Raw genomic sequence first — 19,953 nt, forward strand, 5'->3', positions numbered from 1 at the left:
CCGGCCCGGGGCCGGGTCAGATGAGGGCGGTGGCCTCCTCCAGGGAGAGGCCGCCGCCCTCGGCGTATGCCTTCTCGAAGCCGGCGTCGCCCAGCGCCGCCCGGGTCAGCTGCTGCGCGAGGGCGAAGTCCTCGCGTTCCGTCGTCACGGGGAAGTGCGCGGGCGGCAGCTGCGCGTGGTAGGCGCCCAGCAGCCGGGCGGCGTCGTACTCCCGGCGCGGACCGCCGAGCGAGACCAGGGAGAGCGCCGCGGTCATCAGATAGACCGCAGGCATCTGCGGGGCCACCATCCGTGCCATCGGGTCGGTGGCGGTCCCCAGGGCCTCCCGGATCCGGTCGAGGGCCTCCTCGTAGCATCCCTGCCGGTTGTCCAGCCAGGCCATCGTGCCGAGCAGGAAGCCGTCGAAGATGGCGAACTCGCCGAATACGAACTCGTCCCGCAGCCGTTGCAGCTGGTCGCGCGCCTCGGCGATGCGTCCCGTCCGGCCCAGGATGCCCGCGAGGAACATCCGGGCAGCGGGCATGGCCTCGTTGCCGTACCCCTGCACCGTGGCGGTGATCTCGGTGAGGATCTCCTCGGCCTCCTCGATCCGGCCGGCCTCGGTCATCGTCCCGGCCATCCGTACCCGCAGCACGGTCACCTGTGCCATGGCCCCGAGACGCTCGGCGTACGCGATCGCCTCGCGGTAGTCGCGGGCGGCGAACGCGTACTCGCCGCGCTTCTCCCGGGCCTCGGCGCGGGCGGACAGCGCCTCGGCGCAGCCCCAGGCATCGCCGAGTTCGCGGAACAGGGCCAGGCTCTCGTCGGCGTCGCGCGAGGCGTCCCCGGCCCAGTCGGCCCGGTTGGCGAGGATGTTGGCGCGCAGCTGGAGCCCGGACGCCAGCTCCCATCGGTCGCCGAGCTCGCGGGCGGTCGCGACGGTCGCGTTGACGACCTCCTGGAGCAGCCCGGGGTCGCCGGCGATCATGACGGCGTAGATCCACAGCGAGGCGGGGGTCCGGCAGGTCTGCGGGAGTCCGGGCCGGTAGATGGCGAGGACCCCGTCGATCAGGGCGCGGACCGAGGGGGTGTTCCAGGTCTCGTTGGTCTGGTCGCGGGAGGCCAGCAGGACCAGGTGCAGCGCGCGCCAGCCCTCGGTGCGCATTTCCTCGGAGTAGGGCGGCGGCGTGTCGACGAGCCGTCCGTAGACGGGCTCGGCGGGCACGAACGGCGGCTCGAAGGGGTTGGGGCCGAGCGCGGCGGCGGCCTCGGACCAGTGCCGGGACTCGGAGCGCAGGTCGTGCATGTGCCAGTACCAGCCCAGCGAGTGGAGCAGGCACAGCACCTCGTCGGTGTCGCGGACGGCGATGGCCCGGCGCAGCACGGTACGCAGGTTCTCGTACTCGGCGGCGAGCCGGTCGGCGGCCGCCCGCTGGCCGTGGCCGCGCAGCAGCGGCTCGGTGGTGCGGGCGAGTTCGCGGTAGTGGACGAGGTGGCGCTGCTCGGTCGCCTCGCGGTCGCCGGGGGACTCGGCGAGGCGCTCGGCAGCGTACTCGCCGACCGTTTCCAGCAGCCGGTAGCGCATGGCGCGGCCGTCGGGACCGGGCGCTGCCACGACGAGGGACTTGTCGACGAGGGAGCCGAGGACGTCCGCGACGTCGTACGGGGCCGCATCGCGCGGGTCGGCGCAGACCGCCTCGGCGGCGGCCAGGTCGCAGCCGCCCGCGAACACGGACAGCCTGCGCAGCACGGTGCGTTCCGACTCGTCGAGGAGGTCCCAGGACCAGTCGACGACCGCGCGCAGGGTCTGCTGGCGCGGCAGGACCGTACGGCTTCCGCTGGTCAGCAGCCGGAACCGGTCGTCGAGGCGATCGGCGATCTGCCGCGGGGTGAGCAGCCGCAGCCGGGCGGCCGCCAGCTCGATCGCGAGCGGCAGCCCGTCCAGGCGACGGCAGATCTCGGCGGCCGCGGCCGGGTCCTCCTCGACGCTGAACCCGGCGCGGGCCGCGGCCCCGCGGTCACCGAGCAGCCGCAGCGCGATCGGGTCGGGCAGGGGTTCCACCGGGCGGACCGTCTCGCCCGGGACGCCGAGGGGTTCGCGGCTGGTGGCCAGGATCCGCACGCCCGGGCAGTGCGTGAGCAGGCGCTCGGCGAGCTCGGCGGCGGCTCCGACGACGTGCTCACAGTTGTCGAGCAGCAGTAGGAGCCGGCGCCGAGCGCAGTGTTCGGCGAGCCGGTCGAGGGGGTCGTCGCCGACGCGCTCCGTGAAGGCCCGCAGTTCCTCGGCGGCGGCGCCGCGCAGCTTGGTCTCGCGGGCGCCGAGCGCGGCGAGGGTGGCTTCGGCGACGTCCTCCGGGTCGCCGGACCCGTCGATGGGGGCCAGTTCGACGAGCCAGACCCCGTCGGGCCAGGCGCTCTCGTCCTGGGCCTCGGCGGCCTCCTGGGACAGCCGCGTCTTGCCGGCGCCGCCGGGGCCCAGCAGCGTGACGAGGCGGGACCGGGTGAGGTCGTCGCCGATGGTGCGGATGTCGTCCTCGCGCCCGACGAAGGTGGTCAGGCGGGCGCGCAGGTTGCCCGCGGACACGGGGGCGGGAGCGGAGGCGGGGGCGGACGCGGGGGCGGGGGCCGGGACGGGCGCTGGGGCAGCGGCCGCGGGGGGCGGCGGCCCGGGAGCCGGGCCCGAGGCGAGCAGTTCGGTGTGCAGGGCACGCAGGTCCGGGCCCGGGTCCGTGCCCAGCCGGTCGGCGAGCTCCCGGCGGACGCCGTCGTAGGCGGCCAGCGCCTCCGCCGGGCGGCCCGCGTCGCGCAGGGCCCGGATGCGCAGGGTGTGCAGGGGCTCGTCCAGCGGGTGCTGCGCGCACAGCGCGGTCAGCTCCGGCAGTGACCGCTCCGCCTCGCCCAGCGCCAGGGCCGCGGCGAGCCGGCCCCGGCGCGCGTCCGTCCGTACGGCCTCCCAGCGCGCGGCCTCCGCGCCCGGGTCCGGCAGGTCGGCGAGGGCGGGGCCGCGCCACAGGGCGAGGGCCTCGTCGTACCGGGCCGCCGCCTCGGCCGGGTCGGGGGCCGCGCCGCCGGCCCGGACCAGCCGCTCGAAGCGGTACAGGTCGACGTCCTCCCGCGCGGCGGCCAGCTCGTAGCCGCCCTCCGCGGACCGCACGGCCGCATGCCCGAGCGCCCTCCGCAGCCGGGCGACCAGCGCCTGCAGGGCGGCCACCGCTTCGGCCGGCGGGTCCGTGTCCCACACCTCGGCGACGAGCAACCGGGTCGGCACCACCCGCCCCGGACGCAGCGCGAGCGCGGTCAGGAGCGCCCGAAGGCGCGCTCCGCCGACGGCCACGGGGGTCCCGTCGTCGTGAATGGCCTGGGCGGTTCCGAGGATCGCGTAACGCACCGGCCCATTGTCCCCGCAGCCGGACCCGGACCCGCACCGTTTTACGCCGGGGCCGCGGGATAGGTTGCCCGCATGGGTCATCAGGGCGGCCGCGGCGAGCGGCGGATCAGTTCGGTATTCCTCGGCATCGTCGCGATCATGGCCGTCACGGGATGGGCTGTGTGGACGGGGTACTCGGCGAGCGCCGGTCTGGCCGTGTTCCTCTTCGTGACCTCGGCGTGGATCGTCTCCCTGTGCCTGCACGAGTACGCGCACGCCCGCACCGCCCTGCACGGCGGCGACCTCACGGTGGGCGCCAAGGGCTACCTGACGCTGAACCCGCTCAAGTACACGCACGCGCTGCTCAGCATCGTGCTGCCGGTGATCTTCGTGATCCTGGGCGGCATCGGCCTGCCCGGCGGCGCGGTCTTCATCGAGCGCAACCGCATCCAGGGCCGCTGGAAGCACAGCCTCATCTCGGCGGCGGGCCCCCTGACCAACGTGGCCTTCGCCGTCGTGTGCACGGCGCCCTTCTGGCTGGGCGCCCTCGACGGGGTGCCGTTGGCCTTCCGCTACGCGCTCGCCTTCCTCGCCATGCTCCAGGTCACGGCGGCGATCCTGAACTTCCTGCCGGTACCGGGCCTCGACGGCTACGGGGTCATCGAGCCCTGGCTGTCGTACCGGGTGCGCCGCGAGGTGGAGCCGCTGGCGCCGTTCGGCCTGCTGGCCGTGTTCGCGCTGCTGTGGATCCCGGGGGTCAACGCGTTCTTCTTCGGCGCGGTGGACGGCCTGATGTCCGCACTCGGCGTGTCGGACCTGGAGACGTACTGCGGCCGCGACCTCTACAGCTTCTGGCGGGACACGGACGGCTTCTGCACCGTCCCGCAGGACTAGACGGCGTTGCGCGCGGCGGCGGCCTTCTCGGCCTTCGCCTTGCGCAGGTAGTACCAGGCCATGTTGGACGTGAGGCCGGCGAGCAGCACCCACACGATCCCGAGGAAGCTGCCCTCGACGAAGGCGACGACGGCCGCGGCCACCGCACAGACGCAGACGACAACGGCGAAGACGGCAAGGCGGGGCATGGAAAGAGCTCCTCGGAAACACTGAACGGGGTCGAGCTCCACCAGTGTCCCCCATGCCCCGCAGTGCTGCCGTAAGGACGTCCGCGATCGCATCGGGCTCGTTTTGCGGCTTTGCCTGACCGCCTGTACCGCACGGCGTTACGGTTCGGCGGGTACGCGCCGTATTCCGCGCGTGACAGAACGAACAGCCCGGCCTGCTCGGACCGCGACGGACGACGCCGGGCGAGTGGGGGGAACGCGCATGCAGGAGATCTCCAAGGGCGCCAACGTCAGCCTGACCGCCCTCAGTGAGGATGCCGGAGCGGTCGTCGTGAGCCTCGGCTGGACCAGCGCCACCGGAGCCGGCGATGCCGATGTCTCCGTGCTGCTCCTGGACGAGAACGGCAAGATCCGCAGCGAGAACGACTTCTACTTCTACAACAACCCCGCCGCCGCGGACGGGAGCGTCCAGCTCCTCGGCAAGACACCGACCGCCAACGGTGACGAGGACCGCATCAGCGTGGACCTCACGGCCGTTCCCGAGGACGTGACACGCATCGTGGTGGCGGCCAGTCAGTACGGGGGCGCGCGGTTCGGGGATCTGGACGACCTGCGCATGACCGTCGCCGACCGGTCGGGGGAGCCGCTCGTCGGGTACTCGATCGAGGACGCGGGCGTCGAGACGGCCTTCATCTTCGGTGAGCTGTACCGGCGCGCCGAGGACTGGAAGTTCCGCGCCGTGGGCCAGGGGTACGAAACCGGGCTCGCCGGGCTGGCCACGGACTTCGGCATCGACGTGGAGGAGGACACCGACGAACCCCAGGGGTCCGCCGCTGTCCCCGATGGACCCGCCGAACCCGCGGCCGCGGAAGCGGCCGTATCCGGCACCGTGGCGGTGGCCGTGCTGCCGGAGGAGGGCGCGGCGCCGGCCGTGGTGGTGGCCGTGGAGGCGGTGAGCGCCCTCGTGCCCGCCCAGACCCGCGGCCGGGCGCCGCGCACGACGAAGAAGAAGGTCACCCTGCCCAAGGTGGCCAGGAAGTCGCTCGCCGAGAACGACTCCTGGCGGACCGCGCGGCTCTTCCCCGTGCCGTCCCTCAAGAGCGACAAGGAGCGTGAGGTCCGGGCGACCTCCGTACTGCTCTCCGTCATGGCACAGGTTCCCGAGCTGGGCCGTCGGCTCACCGCCGGGTTCGGGGCGCCCGCCGGCCGCATGCAGACCTTCACCGAGGTCCCCCTCCCCCACGGCGACACCCCGAAGCGCCCGGACGGGGTGATCCGGGTGGAGCGCGCGGGCAAGCTGTGGACGGCCCTCGTGGAGACGAAGACGCACGGCAACCCGCTCAAGGACGAGCAGGTCCAGCAGTACATGGACATCGCCGCACGCCGCGGCTACGAGGCGGTGATCACGCTCTCGAACGACGTGGCCCTGGACGGCTCACCGGTGGTCGACGTCAAGATCGACGGGCGGCGCAAGCACAAGGTCAGTCTCTGGCACCTGTCGTGGGCGGAGGTGGCCCACCAGGCCCAGATGCTGATCCGCCACGAGGGGGTCGGCAACGCCGCCCACGCCTGGCTGCTCCAGGAGCTGCTGGAGTACCTCCACCACGAGAACTCGGGCTGCCACGGGTTCCAGAACATGGGCCCCGCCTGGGTGCCCGTGCGCAAGGGCATCGAGGACGAGACCATCAGCCCCGACGACGTGCGCGCCGTCGACGTCGTCGAGAGCTGGGAACGGTTGATCCGCCAGGTCTGCCTGCGCCTCGGCGGAGAGTTGGGGCAGAAGGCCCTCCCCGTGCAGCGCACCCGGCGCGAGAGCGACCCCCGGGCCCGGCGGGTCGGAGCGGCCGCGGCGCTGTGCGCCGACGGGAGGCTGTCGGCCGAACTGCGCATCGACGGAACGAGTTCCGTCATCGCCGTCACCGCCGATCTGCGGACCGGCAAGGTCCGTACCTCCGTGGACATCCCCGCCCCGGAGGGCTCGTACCCGCTGGCCACGGCGAAGCGGCTGCTGCGGGTGCTGGCCGAGGCGCCGGCCGACCTACACGTACAGAGCCTGGTGGAGGGCGAGAACGGGCCGCGCGGGACGCTGGAGCGGCTGCGCCCCGAGCCCGGCGACCTGCTGCCCAAGGACGGCTCCGCCCCGACCGGGTTCCGGCTGTCGCTGATCAAGGGGATGGGCAACACTCGCGGCAACACGGAATCCGGCTTCATCCGCGGCGTCGACGATGCCGTCGACCGCTTCTACCACGGGGTGGTGACCCACCTGGGCGCCGTCGAGGCGCGCGGCGGCCGCCGGGGCTGACCGGGCGCCCGGTGGCCTGGTGGTCCGGTCCCGGCCCGAGAGGGCTGGGACCGGACGCCCCGGCTCGGCGTGGCGTCGGGACCCGGGTCAGACGTCCGTGATGCGCAGGCCTGCGTGGGCCTTGTAGCGGCGGTTCGTGGAGATCAGGTTGGCGACCAGGGACTCGACCTGGTGGGCGTTGCGCAGGCGGCCCGCGAAGACGCCGCGCATGCCCGGGATGCGGGCGGCCAGGGCCTGGACGAGGTCCGTGTCGGCGCGGGCCTCGCCGAGGACCATCACGTCGGTGTCGATCTCGTCGATCGACTCGTCCTGGAGCAGGACGGCCGAGAGGTGGTGGAAGGCCGCCGTGACGCGGGAGTCCGGGAGCAGGGCGGCGGCCTGCTGGGCGGCGCTGCCCTCCTCGACCTGGAGGGCGTACGCGCCCTGCTTGTCAAAGCCCAGCGGGTTGACGCAGTCCACCACGAGCTTGCCCGCGAGGTCCTCGCGGAGCGCTTCGAGGGTCTTGGCGTGGCCCTCCCACGGCACCGCGATGATGACGATGTCGCTGCGGCGCGCGCACTCGGCGTTGTCCGCGCCCTCCACGCCGAGGCCGAGCTCTTCGGCCGCGGTCCGCGCGCGGTCGGCCGCGCGGGAGCCGATGATCACCTTCTGGCCGGCCCTGGCGAGCCGGTAGGCCAGGCCCCGGCCCTGGTCTCCGGTGCCGCCGAGGACGCCGACGACGAGGCCGGACACGTCCGGCAGCTCCCACGGGTCCTTGACCGGCGGCTTCTGCGTGTTGTCTGAGGAAGTCATGGGGGCGAGGGTACTGCCGGGTAGCCCACAGTCGAAGGGTGGCGAAGGGGAAGGAACCGCTCCCCGTGTGCGCCGCATGGTGCAGGATGCCGATATGGACGCCGTGAGGGTCGCGCTGCTGCGCGAGGTGCTCGCCGGCACGCAGTGGCCGGGCTCCGCCCGCCGCTTCGCCGGGTCGCTGCGCCGGTCGGTCGTGCCGGCCGGCGGGCAGCTGCTGCTGGTGGGGACCGAGGGCTACGAGCCCTGGCACCTGGCGGCGCACCTGGTGGACGAGGCCGCCTGGTCGGGCCTGCCGGAGCTGGCGCCCACGCTCGTACGCCACCACGTGCGGCCCGGGGAGCCGCCGCACCTGTCGGTGGGGCTGGGCAGGCTGGCGGCGGCCCGGCGCGGGCACACCCTGCTGGTGGTGGCGCCCGGGGCGCCGGGCGAGGGTCTGCTGGAGCGCGTCCACGACGCCCGGCGCGCGGGGGCGACCGTACTGTCCCTCGACGGCGGGGACCCGGACCTGGGCACGCTCGCGCACGATGCGCTGTCGGTGCCGGAACCCGACGGCGAGATGGATCTCGACACCGTGCAGCACCTGGTCAGCGCGGCGGCCGGGGAGAACGGCCTGCCGGTGCAGCGCGGCGGTCCGCGCCGGTTCCGGGACCGGCTGGCGCGGCTGGCCGACCGGCTGACCGCGCCGCCGCCCAGCCGCTGGTAGGGCTTACGCCCCACCCGTGCCGGTGGCGCCCTCTTCGCCCTCGCGGGTCCTGTCGTTCCACTTGGGGTCGTTCTGCCATTCGAGGTTGCGCTCCTGCGCCGTCTCCATGGCGTGGTTCGCCTCCTCCGGGGTCGCGTAGGGCCCGAACCGGTCCTTGGCCGGGCACTCGGGGCCTTCCTCGACCTTCTTGTGGACCAGGCAGTAGTACCACTCGCCGGGTTTGCCCACCTGACGCTTCTTGAACAGGGCCATCGTCGTCGGGCTCCTCTCGTACCTCTCTGTGCCGCCATGCTGCCCCATCCCCGCTGGATACACTCGCTCGCATGTCTGGCCAGTCGCTGCTCGTACCAGGCGAGCTCTCTCCCGTCCGTTCCGTTCCCGGAAACATCCGCCGGCCCGAGTACGTGGGCAAGCCCGCGCCCACTCCGTACACCGGACCGGAGGTGCAGACGGCCGAGACCATCGAGGCCATGCGCATCGCCGGCCGGATCGCCGCCCAGGCGATGGAGGAGGCCGCCAAGCACATCACTCCGGGGGTGACCACCGACGAGCTGGACCGGGTCGCGCACGAGTACATGTGCGATCACGGCGCCTACCCGTCGACGCTGGGGTACCGGGGCTTCCCGAAGTCCCTGTGCTCCTCGCTGAACGAGGTCATCTGCCACGGGATCCCCGACTCGACCGTCCTCAAGGACGGCGACATCGTGAACCTCGACGTGACCGCGTACATCGGCGGCGTGCACGGCGACAACAACGCGACCTACCTGTGCGGGGAGGTGGACGAGGAGTCGCGGCTGCTGGTGGAGCGCACCCGCGAGGCACTGAACCGGGCGATCAAGGCCGTCAGGCCGGGCCGCCAGATCAACGTCATCGGCCGGGTCATCGAGTCGTACGCGAAGCGCTTCGGCTACGGCGTGGTCCGGGACTTCACCGGACACGGCATCAACTCGTCCTTCCACTCCGGCCTGATCATCCCGCACTACGACAGCCCGCACGCCACCACCGTCATCGAGCCCGGGATGACCTTCACCATCGAGCCGATGCTGACCCTGGGCACCCACGAGTACGACATGTGGGAGGACGGCTGGACGGTCGTCACCAAGGACCGCAAGCGCACGGCGCAGTTCGAGCACACGCTGGTCGTGACGGACTCCGGCGCGGAGATCCTGACCCTTCCGTAGCCGTGACCACACCTGCGTCCGGGCCCGGTGCACCTAGTGCACCGGGCCCGGACCTGTTTCCGCGGACTTCCCGTGGGGCTACGCGCTGAGCGGGAACTGCTCGCCCAGCTCGCGGAAGACCGCGCCGTTGAAGTCGAAGGCGCGCTTGCACTCGTCGATGATGCGCTGCTTCTCCAGGTCGTCCGCGGCGATGGCGTCGAGCAGCTCGCGGTAGGTCCGCTTGAAGGCCGCCGGGTTGGAGATGTCCGCGAAGACGTAGAACCGGACGCCGTCGCCCTTGCGCTCGAAGCCCCAGGTGCGCTCGGCCTTGTCGCGGATGATCTGGCCGCCGGAGAGGTCGCCCAGGTAGCGGGTGTAGTGGTGGGCGACGTACCCGCCCGGCCACTCCGCGGCGCACTGGGCCACCCGGTCCGCGTACGCACGCGTCGCGGGCAGGGCCACCGCGTTCTCGCGCCAGTCCGGGCCCACCAGGTGGGCGAGGTCGCGCTCGATCTCGGCGACGCGCATGAGCTCGGGCCGGATGAAGGGGCCGGCCACCGCATCGTCCTTGAGGGACTCCGCCGCGTCCTCCAGGGCCCGGTACACGAACCACAGCTGCTCGGTGTAGCGCGTGTACGCGTCCACGCCGAGCCGTCCGCCCAGCAGATCGCTCATGAAGGTCGACGTCTCGGCCTCCGTGTGCTGCTCGTGCGAGGCGACGCGGATGACCGTAGAGAAGGCGTCCAAGGCGGACCTCCAGGAAGAGGAATCGGGCGTGACGGCACCGCCGTCACGCCCGATCTTCCTACTTAGGCTTGCCTAAGTCAATGAGTTCCCGACGTCCTGTCGGTAAAAAATCCCGGCCCTGCGCCCTCTGCGTCCCCTGCGGCGCGCAGGCGTTCGTGGAGGGTTCGAGGCGGGTTTCGAGGCGGGGTGGCGCAGGGCCCGGTCAGGCCGGGTTCGGGGCGAAGCGGACGCGGCCGCCGATCTCCACCGTGCCGTCCGGGCCGGGCGCGGTGAGGATCTGGGAGCCGGCACCCTGGGTGATGTTCAGGGCGCGGTTGAGCTGGGCCGTCAGCAGGATGGCCGCCGAGCCGGTGGCCTCGTCCTCCGCGATGATCCCGTCGGGGCGGCGCGGGAACCCCCGGGCGCGCACGCGGCCCGCGGCCTCGTCCTCCCAGGCCCAGGCGTACAGCCAGCCCTCGCCGGGCGGCGGGGCCGGCAGCGCCTCGACCTCGGCGACGGATCCGAACTGCTCGGTGCGCTTGCCCTCGACCCACTCGGGGCGGGCCGTGATCCAGGTGAACTCCCCGTCGTCACGGGCCCATACGGATCCGGCGGGCGGCTGGAGCTCCTCGATGTCCAGCAACCACGCGACCCCGACCAGCGGATGCCCCGCGAAGGACATCCGTGTGCCGGGGGTGCGGATGTCGACGACCCCGCGCTCGGGGTCGTCGACGAACACCGTCTCGCTGTAGCCGAGTTCGGCGGCCAGGGCCTGCCGCGACGCGTCGTCGGGGCAGGTCCGGCCGTCGCGTACGACACCGAGCAGGTTGCCGAACCGGCCGTCACCCGCGCAGAAGACCTTCAACACGTCGAGATCGTTCACGCGGGAATTGAAGCACGGCTCAGTTCTGGGCCGTACGGCGCCTGCGCGCGAAGTACACCGCGCCCGCACCGGCCGCGATCACCACGCCGGAGGTGGTGAGCAGGGCTCCGGCGGGGATCTCGGCGCCGGTGTTCGCGAGGTTGCCGCCGACGGTGGAGGAGCCGCCGCCCACGGTGCCGCCCGTACCGCCGGTGGTGCCGGTGGTGCCGCCGGTCGTACCGCCCGTGGTGCCGCCGTTCGAGCCGCCGGTGGTTCCGCCCGTCGTGCCGCCGGTGTTACCGCCGGTGCTGGGCAGGGTGGCGTCCTTGTCCACCGCCACAGCGAAGGTGAGCGGGTCGATCGCGTCGCCCGCCTTGTACATGGAGCCGGTGGTGTCGTTGGCGAAGGCCCCGGCACCCTCGGCGGTGAAGACCGCCGGGACGGCGTTCAGCGCCAGGACGCCGTTCTTCGTCTTGTAGTCGGTCTTCGACAGGTCGAGCGTGGCGAAGCGAAGACCCGTCCTGGTGCCGGAGCCGTTCTTGACGTCCACGTAGAGGGTGCCGGTCTTGCCGGTGGCCTCGACGCGGGGGTTGCCGAAGGTCATGTCGATGCCGTGGGCGGCGTACTGGAAGCGGAGGTTGCCCTCGAAGGAGGCGTTCAGCTTCTGCTTCTTGACGTCGAGATCGCCCTTGCCGAAGGCGAAGTCGAAGGTGTCGCCGTTCCTGGCGGCGCCGCCGGCCGGGGTGATCGAGCCCGCGCTGAGCACGTACTTGCGGAAGGACTCCTTCACGCCCCAGGTCAGCTTGCCGCTGAGCACCTTCTGCGTGTCGTCGGCCGGAGGCGTCGGATTCTTGGTGGTGGTGGTGGACGGAGTCGGCTCGGGCGCCGGCTTCTCGAACTCCAGCTTGGCGTTGAGCGGGTCGCCCGGCTTGTCCTTGTAGCTCGCCGAGCCGAGGGCGTCCGCGGCCTCCTGGGTGAGCGTGGTCGCCAGGTTGGCCATCGACTGGCCGGCGAAGGCCACGGTTGCCATGGGCACGTCCTGGGTGGTCGTGCCGCCCTTGGTGACGTCCGCGGTGAGCTTCTTGGTGCCGGTGTCTATCCGGATGTCCGAGAGCTTGACCTCGAAGCCGTGGCCGGTCGGCGGGGCGGGCGAGGAGAAGGTGACGCTGCCCTTGAAGGCCGCCTTCACCACGTGCCCGTTGGCCGGCTCGTACGCACCGGTCGGCTCGACGAAGCGCAGGGTGCCGTCCTCGTTCTGCTTGGCGCCGTCCGCGACGGTGATCGTGCCCTTGGCCATGCCGGTCACGTAGGCGCGGTAGCTCGCGAGCACGCCCCAGTCCAGGGTGCCACCGGTGATCTTCATCGGGTCGGTGGGCGGGCCGCCCGCGGCGGTGGCGGGCAGGGCGTAGACGGTGGCGCCGAGCGCGGCAGCGGTCAGGACGGCGGCCGCGAGGGAGATCGGGCGTCGAATGGACGACATGGCTGGGTACTCCTGAAGGAACAGAGAAGGGGGAATGAAGGAGGAGGGGCCTACTGGGGCGCGTCGGTGGGCGCGTTCGCGGGGCCTGCGGCATCCGGGTCGGAGCCTGCGGCCGAGGCCCCGGCCGTACGCCGCTTGCGCACGGCCAGGAAGGCGCCACCGCCGGCCACGACCAGGACGGCCACGGCGAGGGCGATGAACAGCCCGGTGTCGGAGGACTCCGCGTCCTTCGCGACCGGGGCGGGCTCGGTGGACGGCGACGCGGACGCGGGGGCGGGCGAGGCCGTCGAGCCCAGGTCGGGCAGGGCGGGCAGCTGGGCGGTGGAGTCCAGGGCGACGGCGAGCGAGACGGGGTCCATCTCGGTGCCGGCCTTGTACATGGCGTTGAAGGCCTGGGAGCCGCCCTCGGTGAGGGTGGCCGGGGCTTCGGTCAGGGTGGCCAGCTTGCCCTCGGTCTTCAGACCCTTGGCGTCGAACTCGACGAGCGGGACCGCGTTCTTCGTCTGGCCGCCGGTGGTGACGTCCGCGGACAGGACGCCCTTGCCGTTCTCCACCTTCACGCTCATCCTGCCGAGCGTGAGGTCCAGGTGGGCGCCGGTGAACCGGACGGTACCGGCGAAGGCCGCGTCGAACGTGCCTTTCGCACCGTCGAACGAGCCCTTGCCCTGGGGGAAGCGGAAGAGCGCACCGCCGTCCTGGGCGCCCTCGGCGAGGACCCACTTGCCCTGGCCGATCGAGCCGGTGACGTACTCGCGGAAGGTGCGGCGCACCCCCCAGTCGACGGCGGCGTCGGCGAAGGCGCCCGGCGCCTGCGTGGCAGCGTCACCGGCACCGGCACTCGGCTGCGCGGTCGCCGACGGCGAGGGCGCGGCGGCCGGGGCGGTCTTGACGTCGGCGGAGAGCGAGACGGGGTCGAGCTGGGTACCGGCGCCGTAGTAGCCCGCGAAGGCCTTGGCGCCTTCCGCGGTCAGGGTGGCCGGGAGGTTGGTGAGGGTCAGCGGGCTGGCGCCGCCCTTCATGTTGATGCCGCCGACGCCGAGGGTGGCGAAGGCGACCTGCGACTGGTCGGTGACCGCGCCGCTGTCCTTGGCCTTGCTGGAGACGTCCACGTACAGGGTGCCCCTGCCGCCGGAGATCTTGACGGTCGGGCGGCTGATCGTCATGTCCAATTCGTGGACACCGTCGGGCTTCTGGTGTCCCTGGAAGGTCACCCCGCCCGAGTAGGAGGCCTCGAAGGTGCCGGAGTCGGGGTCGTAGGAGCCGTTCGCGGAGTGGAAGCGGAACAGGCTGCCGCCCACCGTGGCGGCTCCGCTCTTCAGCTTGAAACTGCCTTTTGCCACCGGACCCGTGACATAACTCTGGAAAGACGATTTGATGCCCCAGTCGAGTCGACCCCCCTGTACGGTGCCCGCCTGAGCGGCGGTCGCCGGGAGCAGAGCGCCGAGCAGGGCCGCCAACAGGGCGACGGCGAACGTACGGACGGGTCTCGTGGGCATGAATGCCCCCTCCTAAGGTCTAGCGAGCAAGGTTAGGCTAACCTAAGCTAACCCCGGCCGGATGAACACCCCCCGGTCTCCACAACCTCAGTCGGACGATCAGGACGGTGCCTTCGTGCCTACGCCCGCCGCGTCATACCGCTTTCCCCGTCTCGCCGTTGCCGTGGCAGCACTGGCACTCGCGCTGACGGCCTGCGGAGGTACGGCCACCACCCCGGACCGGGCGACCCCCGGCGCAGCCGCGGTCCCGGACCGGGTGGAACCACTCGCTCCGGCGCCACAGCCCGCGCTCCCGGTCACCGTGTCCTCGGTCGACGGCGCCCGGGTCACCGTCACGTCCGCCGACCGGGTCGTTCCGCTGAGCGGCAGCCTCAACGAGATCGTCCACACCCTGGGCCTCGGCCGGCAGGTCGTCGCCCGGGACATCACGGCCACCTTCGAACAGGCCGCCCAGCTCCCGGTGGTGACACGCGGCCACGACGTCTCCGCCGAGAGCGTGCTCTCGCTGCGCCCGACGCTGGTGCTCGCGGAAACCACCAGCGGTCCCGGAGAAGCGATTCAGCAGATCCGCGACGCCGGTATCCCGGTGCTCGTCATCGCCCCCGCCAAGGGGCTGGACGACGTCCCGAAGCGAATCGAAGCGGTGGCCGCCGCACTCGGCGTCAAGGAGGCCGGCACGCAGCTGAACCAGCGCACCGCCGACCGGATCGCCACCGTCCGCAAGGACATCCCGGCCGCCTCCGGCAAGAAGCCCCGGGTGGCCTTCCTCTACCTCCGCGGCACCGCCTCCGTCTACCTGCTGGGCGGCTCGGACTCCGGCGCCGCCTCCCTGCTGGAGGCCGCCGGTGCGGTCGACACCGGCAAGGACTCCGGACTCGGCAAGGACTTCACCCCGATCACCAGCGAGGCCCTGGCGGCCGCCGCCCCCGATGCGATCCTCGTCATGTCCAAGGGGCTCGAATCGGTCGGTGGCGTCGACGGCCTGGTGAAGATCCCGGGCGTCGCCCAGACCCCGGCCGGCATGGACCGCCGGGTCCTCACGGTCGACGACGGCGTCCTCCTCAACTACGGCCCGCGCACCGACCAGGTCCTCTCCTCCCTGGTCACCCAGCTCTACAACAAGGGCGCCTGACATGGCCCTGCACGACCGTTCCGACGGGGCCGGAAGCCTGCCGGGGCACCCCCCACAGACCGAACGCACCGCCACCACCACCGCACCCGCCGACCGGCCGACCGGTTCCGACGGGGCCGGGTGTGTGTCGGGGCGCTCCCCGCAGGGCGCCGAATGCACCGCCGCCGCGCCCTCCGACGCCTCGTCACATTCGGCGTCCGAGGAGACGCCCCGGCGCGCGCCCGGCCCCGGCGGAACCACCCCCGCCGATCCCACCCCCGCCGAAACCACCCCCGCCGACCCCGGCCCCGCCGAAACCGCCCCGCCCGCCCCGCCCGCCCCGCCAAAACCCAAGCCCCGCAACCGCAACCGCAGCGGCAGCGGCAGCGGCAGCCGCAGACCCGCACTCCTCACCACCGCCCTCGTCGCGGCCCTGGCCGTCCTCGCCCTCGTCTCCGCCGGAACCGGGGCTTACGACATCCCCCTCGGGGACGTCCTCGCTTCCGTCCAGCACCACCTCGGCCTCGGCGGCGCCCCCCTCGACCGCGTCGGCGAGAGCGTGCTGTGGAACGTCCGCCTTCCCCGGGTCGTGCTCGCCCTGCTCGTCGGCGCCAGCCTCGGCTGTGCGGGCGCGCTGATGCAGGGCGTCTTCGGCAACCCCCTCGCCGAGCCCGGCGTCATCGGCATCTCGGCCGGCGCCGCCGTCGGCGCGGTGGCCGCCATCGGCCTCGGCCTCAGCTTCTTCGGCAACTGGACCATCACCGTCTGCGCGTTCGTCGCGGGCCTGATCACCGTCAGCTCCGTCTACCTCCTCTCCCGCAACGGCGGGAAGACGGAAGTCGTCACCCTGATCCTCACCGGGATCGCCGTCAACGCCTTCGCCGGCGCCCTCATCGGCCTGTTCGTCTTCTTCGCGGACAGCGGCCAGGTCAACCAGATCACCTTCTGGCAGCTCGGCTCCCTCGCCCAGGCCACCTGGCCCAAGGTGCTCGCCGTCCTCCCCTGCGCCCTCGCCGGTCTGCTGGTCGCCCCGTTCCACTCCCGCCGGCTCGACCTGCTCGCGCTCGGCGAACGGCCCGCCCGCCACCTGGGCATCGACGTCGAACGGCTGCGCATCGCCCTCATCCTGGTCGTCGCGCTGCTCACCGCCGCGGCCGTCGCCGTGGCCGGCGTCATCACCTTCATCGGCCTGCTCGTCCCGCACCTGCTGCGCATGGCCAACGGCCCCGGCCACCGCTTCCTGATCCCCGGCAGCGCCCTCGCCGGCGCCCTGGTCCTGGTCGCGGGCGACCTGGCGGCCCGGACCCTCGCCCAGCCCGCCGAGCTGCCGCTCGGTGTCCTGACCGCCCTGCTCGGCAGCCCGTTCTTCTTCTGGCTGCTGCGCCGCACCCGCCGCAAGCAAGGAGGCTGGGCGTGACCAGCAGGCTGACGGGGCTGCTCACCCGCACACGAAGGACCGTCCCGGCCCGCCCCGCCCCGGGCGCCGCCCTCGCCGAGGCCGTGGGCCTGCACGTCCGGCTCGGGCAGCGCAAGGTCCTCGCCGGTATCGACCTGACCGCCCGGGCCGGTGAGGTGCTCGCGCTCGTCGGTCCGAACGGCGCGGGCAAGTCCACGCTGCTGGCCGCGCTCGCCGCAGACCTGCCCGCCGCCTCCGGGGAGATCCGGATCGACGGCCGACCGGTGGGTGACTGGAGCGCCGCGGACCTCGCCCTGCGCCGCTCCGTACTCCCGCAGTCGGCCGCGCTGTCCTTCCCCTTCCCCGTGAAGGACGTCGTACGGATGGGCCGCGCACCCTGGTCCGGCACCCCCCTCGCGGAAGCCGACGAAGAGGCGGTGGCCGTCGCCATGGCCGCCACCGAGGTCACGGACTTCGCCGCGCGCCCCTTCTCCGCCCTTTCCGGCGGCGAGCGGGCCCGGGTCGCACTGGCGCGCGTACTGGCCCAGCGGGCCCCGCTGCTGCTGCTCGACGAACCGACCGCCGCCCTCGACCTGCGCCACCAGGAGCTCGTACTGCGGATCTGCCGGGAGCGGGCCGGGGCGGGGGACGCGGTCGTCGTCGTCCTGCACGACCTGGGGCTCGCCGCCGCGTACGCGGACCGGGCCGCGGTCCTGCACGACGGGCGGATCGCCGTGGACGGCCCGCCGGCCGAGGTGTTCGGGGACGAACTGCTGAGCCGGGTCTACCGGCAGCCGGTGGAGGTCCTTCCGCACCCGCGCACCGGTGCTCCGCTGGTGGTTCCCGTACGGGCTTGACCTCCGCTTGACCGTGCCATGGGGCTGCCGTGGAGGGCCCGTGACAGGGCCGTGTCCAAGACCCGAAGGTATGAGCTGAATCACGGTACGAGGGGGTATGGGTGAGGTAAGCCTCGGTTAAGTTAGGTCCGCCTCATCGGCCTCTCCCCCTCGGGACGGCCCCTTCGTCCGACGCCAGGAGCCTCCGTATGCGCCCCGCTCGCCTCACTGTCATCGCCGCGGCCTCCGTGGCGGCCGCACTGACCGCCGTCACCGGCTGCTCGCAGAAGAGCGACACGGGCGGCAGCGACGCGATCAAGGTGGCGGCGTCCGACAGCGCCTGCGACGTGTCGAAGACGGAGTTCCCGTCCGGCAAGGTGCAGATCGACGTCGAGAACAAGGGCTCCAAGGTCACCGAGGTCTACGTCCTCTTCCCGGACGCCCGCATCGTGACCGAGCGCGAGAACATCGGCCCCGGCACCAAGGCCTCCATCACCGCCGAGATCAAGGCGGGCGACTACGAGATCGTCTGCAAGCCCGGCATGAAGGGCGACGGCATCTCCCAGAAGGTCAAGGCCACCGGCAAGGGCGGCGGCGAGAAGCGCTCCCCCGAGATGGACGCCGCGGTCGCCGCCTACCGCGCGTACGTGGTCACGCAGGCCGAGGAGACCCTCCCCAAGGCCCAGGCCTTCGCGGACGCGGTCAAGGCCGGTGACGTCGAGGGCGCGAAGAAGCTCTATGCCGCCTCCCGCATCGGCTGGGAGCGCACCGAGCCGGTCGCCGAGTCCTTCGGCGACATCGACCCCAAGGTCGACGTCCGCGAGGACGGCCTGGAGGCCGGCCAGGACCTGGAGAAGGACTGGACCGGCTGGCACCGCCTGGAGAAGGCCCTGTGGGCCGACAACAAGATCGGCGACCGGGAGAAGGAGCTCGCGGGCCTCCTGATCACGGACCTGACCGACTGGCAGAAGAAGGTCGGCCAGGCCGAGATCACCCCGACCTCGATCGCCAACGGCGCCAAGGAGCTCCTGGACGAGGTCGCCACCGGCAAGGTCACCGGCGAGGAGGAGCGCTACTCGCACACCGACCTGGTCGACTTCAAGGCCAACGTCGAGGGTGCGCAGAAGGCGTACGAGCTGCTCAAGCCGATCGCGTCGAAGAACGACCCCGAGCTGGTGAAGCAGCTGGACGCCCAGTTCGCGGCCCTGACGGTGCTGCTGGACAAGTACCGCGCCGACAAGGCCTCCTACGAGTTCACCTCGTACGACAAGGTCGGCGAGGCGGAGCGCAAGGAGCTCTCGGACGGTGTGAACGCACTGGCCGAGCCGCTCTCCAAGCTCGCCGCAGCCGTCACCAAGTAAGCAGGGTCGAGGAGAGGGCGGGAGAGGGCGATGACCGAGTCGGACTCGGCTGCGGAGCAGCACGAGCGGGCGGAAGGCGCGCCGTCGCGGCGCGCGGTGCTGGGCTGGGGCGGGGCCGGGTTCGCACTCGGCGCCGCCGCGGCCGGCGGAGCGGTCGCGGCGTTCGGCCCCGGCTCGGACATGGTCACGGCGGCCTCCACCGGCGCGGCCGTGCCCTTCCACGGCGAGCACCAGGCGGGTATCGCCACCGCGGTCCAGGACCGCCTGCACTTCGCGGCCTTCGACGTGAAGACGAAGGACCGCGCGGAGCTGATCAAGCTCCTCAAGGAGTGGACCGCGGCCGCCCGGCTGATGACTGCCGGCCTGCCGGTCGGCGAGGGCGGCTTCGGCGGCCTCCCGGAGGCCCCGCCGGACGACACGGGCGAGGCGCTGGGCCTGAAGGCCTCCCGCCTCACCCTGACCATCGGCTTCGGGCCGGGCCTGTTCGCCAAGGACCGGTTCGGGCTGGAGGGCAAGCGCCCCGAGGCCCTGGTGGACCTGGAACTGTTCCCCGGCGACAACCTGGACCCGGCCCGCTCCGGCGGCGACCTCTGCGTCCAGGCCTGCGCCGACGACCCCCAGGTCGCCGTGCACGCCATCCGCCAGCTGGCCCGCATCGGCTTCGGCCGCACCGCGATGCGCTGGTCGCAGCTCGGCTTCGGCAAGACCTCGTCGACCACGCCCGACGAGCAGACCCCGCGCAACATGATGGGCTTCAAGGACGGCACCCGGAACATCGCCGGCACCGACCGGGCGGCCCTCGACAAGCACGTGTGGGTCGGCTCGGGCGACGGCAGCGAGTGGCTGACCGGCGGCTCGTACCTGGTGGCGCGCCGGATCCGGATGAACATCGAGACCTGGGACCGCACTCCGCTCCAGGAGCAGGAGGACATCTTCGGCCGCGACAAGGGCGAGGGTGCCCCGGTCGGCAAGTCCAAGGAGCGCGACGAGCCCTTCCTGAAGGCGATGAAGCCGGAGGCGCACGTCCGCCTCGCGCACCCGGACACCAACAACGGTGCGACGATCCTGCGCCGCGGCTACTCCTTCACCGACGGCACGGACGGTCTGGGCCGCCTCGACGCGGGCCTGTTCTTCCTCGCCTACCAGCGCGACGTCCGCAAGGGGTTCGTCCCGATCCAGCGCAACCTGGCGAAGTCCGACGTCCTCAACGAATACATCCAGCACGTGGGTTCGGCGATCTTCGCCGTCCCGCCGGGCGTCCGCGACAAGGACGACTGGTGGGGCCGGACGCTGTTCGCGTAGTCCCCGCCGGAGAGGAAGC

Annotated in this window: 17 protein-coding genes; 9 read left to right on the forward strand and 8 right to left on the reverse strand. The window is 72.6% G+C overall.

Annotated features, from left to right (window positions below; translation table 11 throughout):
* Positions 1-16 precede the first annotated feature (16 nt).
* Positions 17-3,367: an AfsR/SARP family transcriptional regulator gene (locus IE257_RS01790; RefSeq protein ID WP_189963805.1), complete on the reverse strand. Its 3,351-nt coding sequence runs from the start codon at positions 3,365-3,367 to the stop codon at positions 17-19.
* Positions 3,368-3,439: 72 nt separating this feature from the next.
* Here IE257_RS01790 and IE257_RS01795 point away from each other — a divergent pair, with 72 nt between their 5' ends.
* Positions 3,440-4,240 (forward strand): site-2 protease family protein, encoded by an 801-nt coding sequence (locus IE257_RS01795; protein WP_189963807.1) that lies wholly within the window; start codon positions 3,440-3,442, stop codon positions 4,238-4,240.
* Here the strand turns inward: IE257_RS01795 and IE257_RS01800 are convergent.
* Positions 4,237-4,428 (reverse strand): hypothetical protein, encoded by a 192-nt coding sequence (locus IE257_RS01800; protein WP_189963809.1) that lies wholly within the window; start codon positions 4,426-4,428, stop codon positions 4,237-4,239. The two genes, IE257_RS01795 and IE257_RS01800, sit on opposite strands and share 4 nt — an antisense overlap.
* Before the next feature lie 241 nt (positions 4,429-4,669).
* On the opposite strand from IE257_RS01800, the gene IE257_RS01805 reads away from it, so the two are divergent.
* Positions 4,670-6,709: a TerD family protein gene (locus IE257_RS01805; protein ID WP_189963811.1), complete on the forward strand. Its 2,040-nt coding sequence runs from the start codon at positions 4,670-4,672 to the stop codon at positions 6,707-6,709.
* Positions 6,710-6,796: 87 nt separating this feature from the next.
* Here the strand turns inward: IE257_RS01805 and npdG are convergent, their stop codons facing one another.
* Complete coding sequence (npdG, locus tag IE257_RS01810) at positions 6,797-7,501, reverse strand: NADPH-dependent F420 reductase (protein ID WP_189963813.1); 705 nt, start codon at positions 7,499-7,501, stop codon at positions 6,797-6,799.
* 94 nt (positions 7,502-7,595) lie between these two features.
* Here npdG and IE257_RS01815 point away from each other — a divergent pair, with 94 nt between their 5' ends.
* A complete protein-coding gene (locus IE257_RS01815; protein WP_189963816.1) occupies positions 7,596-8,204 on the forward strand; it encodes a hypothetical protein in 609 nt (202 codons plus the stop codon).
* A gap of 3 nt (positions 8,205-8,207) precedes the next feature.
* Here the strand turns inward: IE257_RS01815 and IE257_RS01820 are convergent, their stop codons facing one another.
* Entirely contained in the window at positions 8,208-8,456 is a 249-nt protein-coding gene (locus tag IE257_RS01820) for a hypothetical protein (RefSeq protein ID WP_189963818.1), read from the reverse strand.
* Positions 8,457-8,527: 71 nt separating this feature from the next.
* Here IE257_RS01820 and map point away from each other — a divergent pair, with 71 nt between their 5' ends.
* Positions 8,528-9,385, forward strand: coding sequence for a type I methionyl aminopeptidase (map, locus tag IE257_RS01825; RefSeq protein WP_189963820.1), 858 nt, complete (start codon positions 8,528-8,530; stop codon positions 9,383-9,385).
* Between the two features lie 78 nt (positions 9,386-9,463).
* Here map and IE257_RS01830 read toward each other — a convergent pair whose 3' ends face one another.
* From IE257_RS01830 to IE257_RS01845, 4 genes are all read right to left on the reverse strand, one after another.
* A complete protein-coding gene (locus IE257_RS01830) occupies positions 9,464-10,111 on the reverse strand; it encodes a biliverdin-producing heme oxygenase (protein WP_189963822.1) in 648 nt (215 codons plus the stop codon).
* A gap of 202 nt (positions 10,112-10,313) precedes the next feature.
* On the reverse strand, positions 10,314-10,973 hold the full coding sequence (locus IE257_RS01835; RefSeq protein WP_189963824.1) for a PhzF family phenazine biosynthesis protein: 660 nt from the start codon (positions 10,971-10,973) through the stop codon (positions 10,314-10,316).
* A gap of 19 nt (positions 10,974-10,992) precedes the next feature.
* Positions 10,993-12,432 (reverse strand): HtaA domain-containing protein, encoded by a 1,440-nt coding sequence (locus IE257_RS01840; protein WP_189963826.1) that lies wholly within the window; start codon positions 12,430-12,432, stop codon positions 10,993-10,995.
* A gap of 50 nt (positions 12,433-12,482) precedes the next feature.
* Entirely contained in the window at positions 12,483-13,928 is a 1,446-nt protein-coding gene (locus IE257_RS01845; protein ID WP_189963828.1) for an HtaA domain-containing protein, read from the reverse strand.
* 115 nt (positions 13,929-14,043) lie between these two features.
* Here IE257_RS01845 and IE257_RS01850 point away from each other — a divergent pair, with 115 nt between their 5' ends.
* From IE257_RS01850 to efeB, 5 genes are all read left to right on the forward strand, one after another.
* Positions 14,044-15,060, forward strand: coding sequence for a heme/hemin ABC transporter substrate-binding protein (locus IE257_RS01850; protein ID WP_229920062.1), 1,017 nt, complete (start codon positions 14,044-14,046; stop codon positions 15,058-15,060).
* A 1-nt stretch (position 15,061) separates the two neighbouring features.
* Complete coding sequence (locus tag IE257_RS01855) at positions 15,062-16,456, forward strand: iron chelate uptake ABC transporter family permease subunit (RefSeq protein ID WP_229920063.1); 1,395 nt, start codon at positions 15,062-15,064, stop codon at positions 16,454-16,456.
* A gap of 17 nt (positions 16,457-16,473) precedes the next feature.
* Positions 16,474-17,292 carry a heme ABC transporter ATP-binding protein gene (locus IE257_RS01860; protein WP_229920097.1) on the forward strand — a complete coding sequence of 273 codons (819 nt, stop codon included), beginning with the start codon at positions 16,474-16,476 and terminating at the stop codon, positions 17,290-17,292.
* A 188-nt stretch (positions 17,293-17,480) separates the two neighbouring features.
* A complete protein-coding gene (gene efeO / locus IE257_RS01865) occupies positions 17,481-18,632 on the forward strand; it encodes an iron uptake system protein EfeO (protein ID WP_189963832.1) in 1,152 nt (383 codons plus the stop codon).
* Positions 18,633-18,662: 30 nt separating this feature from the next.
* Positions 18,663-19,934, forward strand: coding sequence for an iron uptake transporter deferrochelatase/peroxidase subunit (gene efeB / locus IE257_RS01870; protein ID WP_189963834.1), 1,272 nt, complete (start codon positions 18,663-18,665; stop codon positions 19,932-19,934).
* The last annotated feature ends 19 nt before the right edge of the window (positions 19,935-19,953 follow it).

Origin of the sequence: Streptomyces avidinii (genome assembly GCF_014650695.1) — a bacterium.
GTDB classification, from domain to species: Bacteria; Actinomycetota; Actinomycetes; order Streptomycetales; family Streptomycetaceae; genus Streptomyces; species Streptomyces avidinii.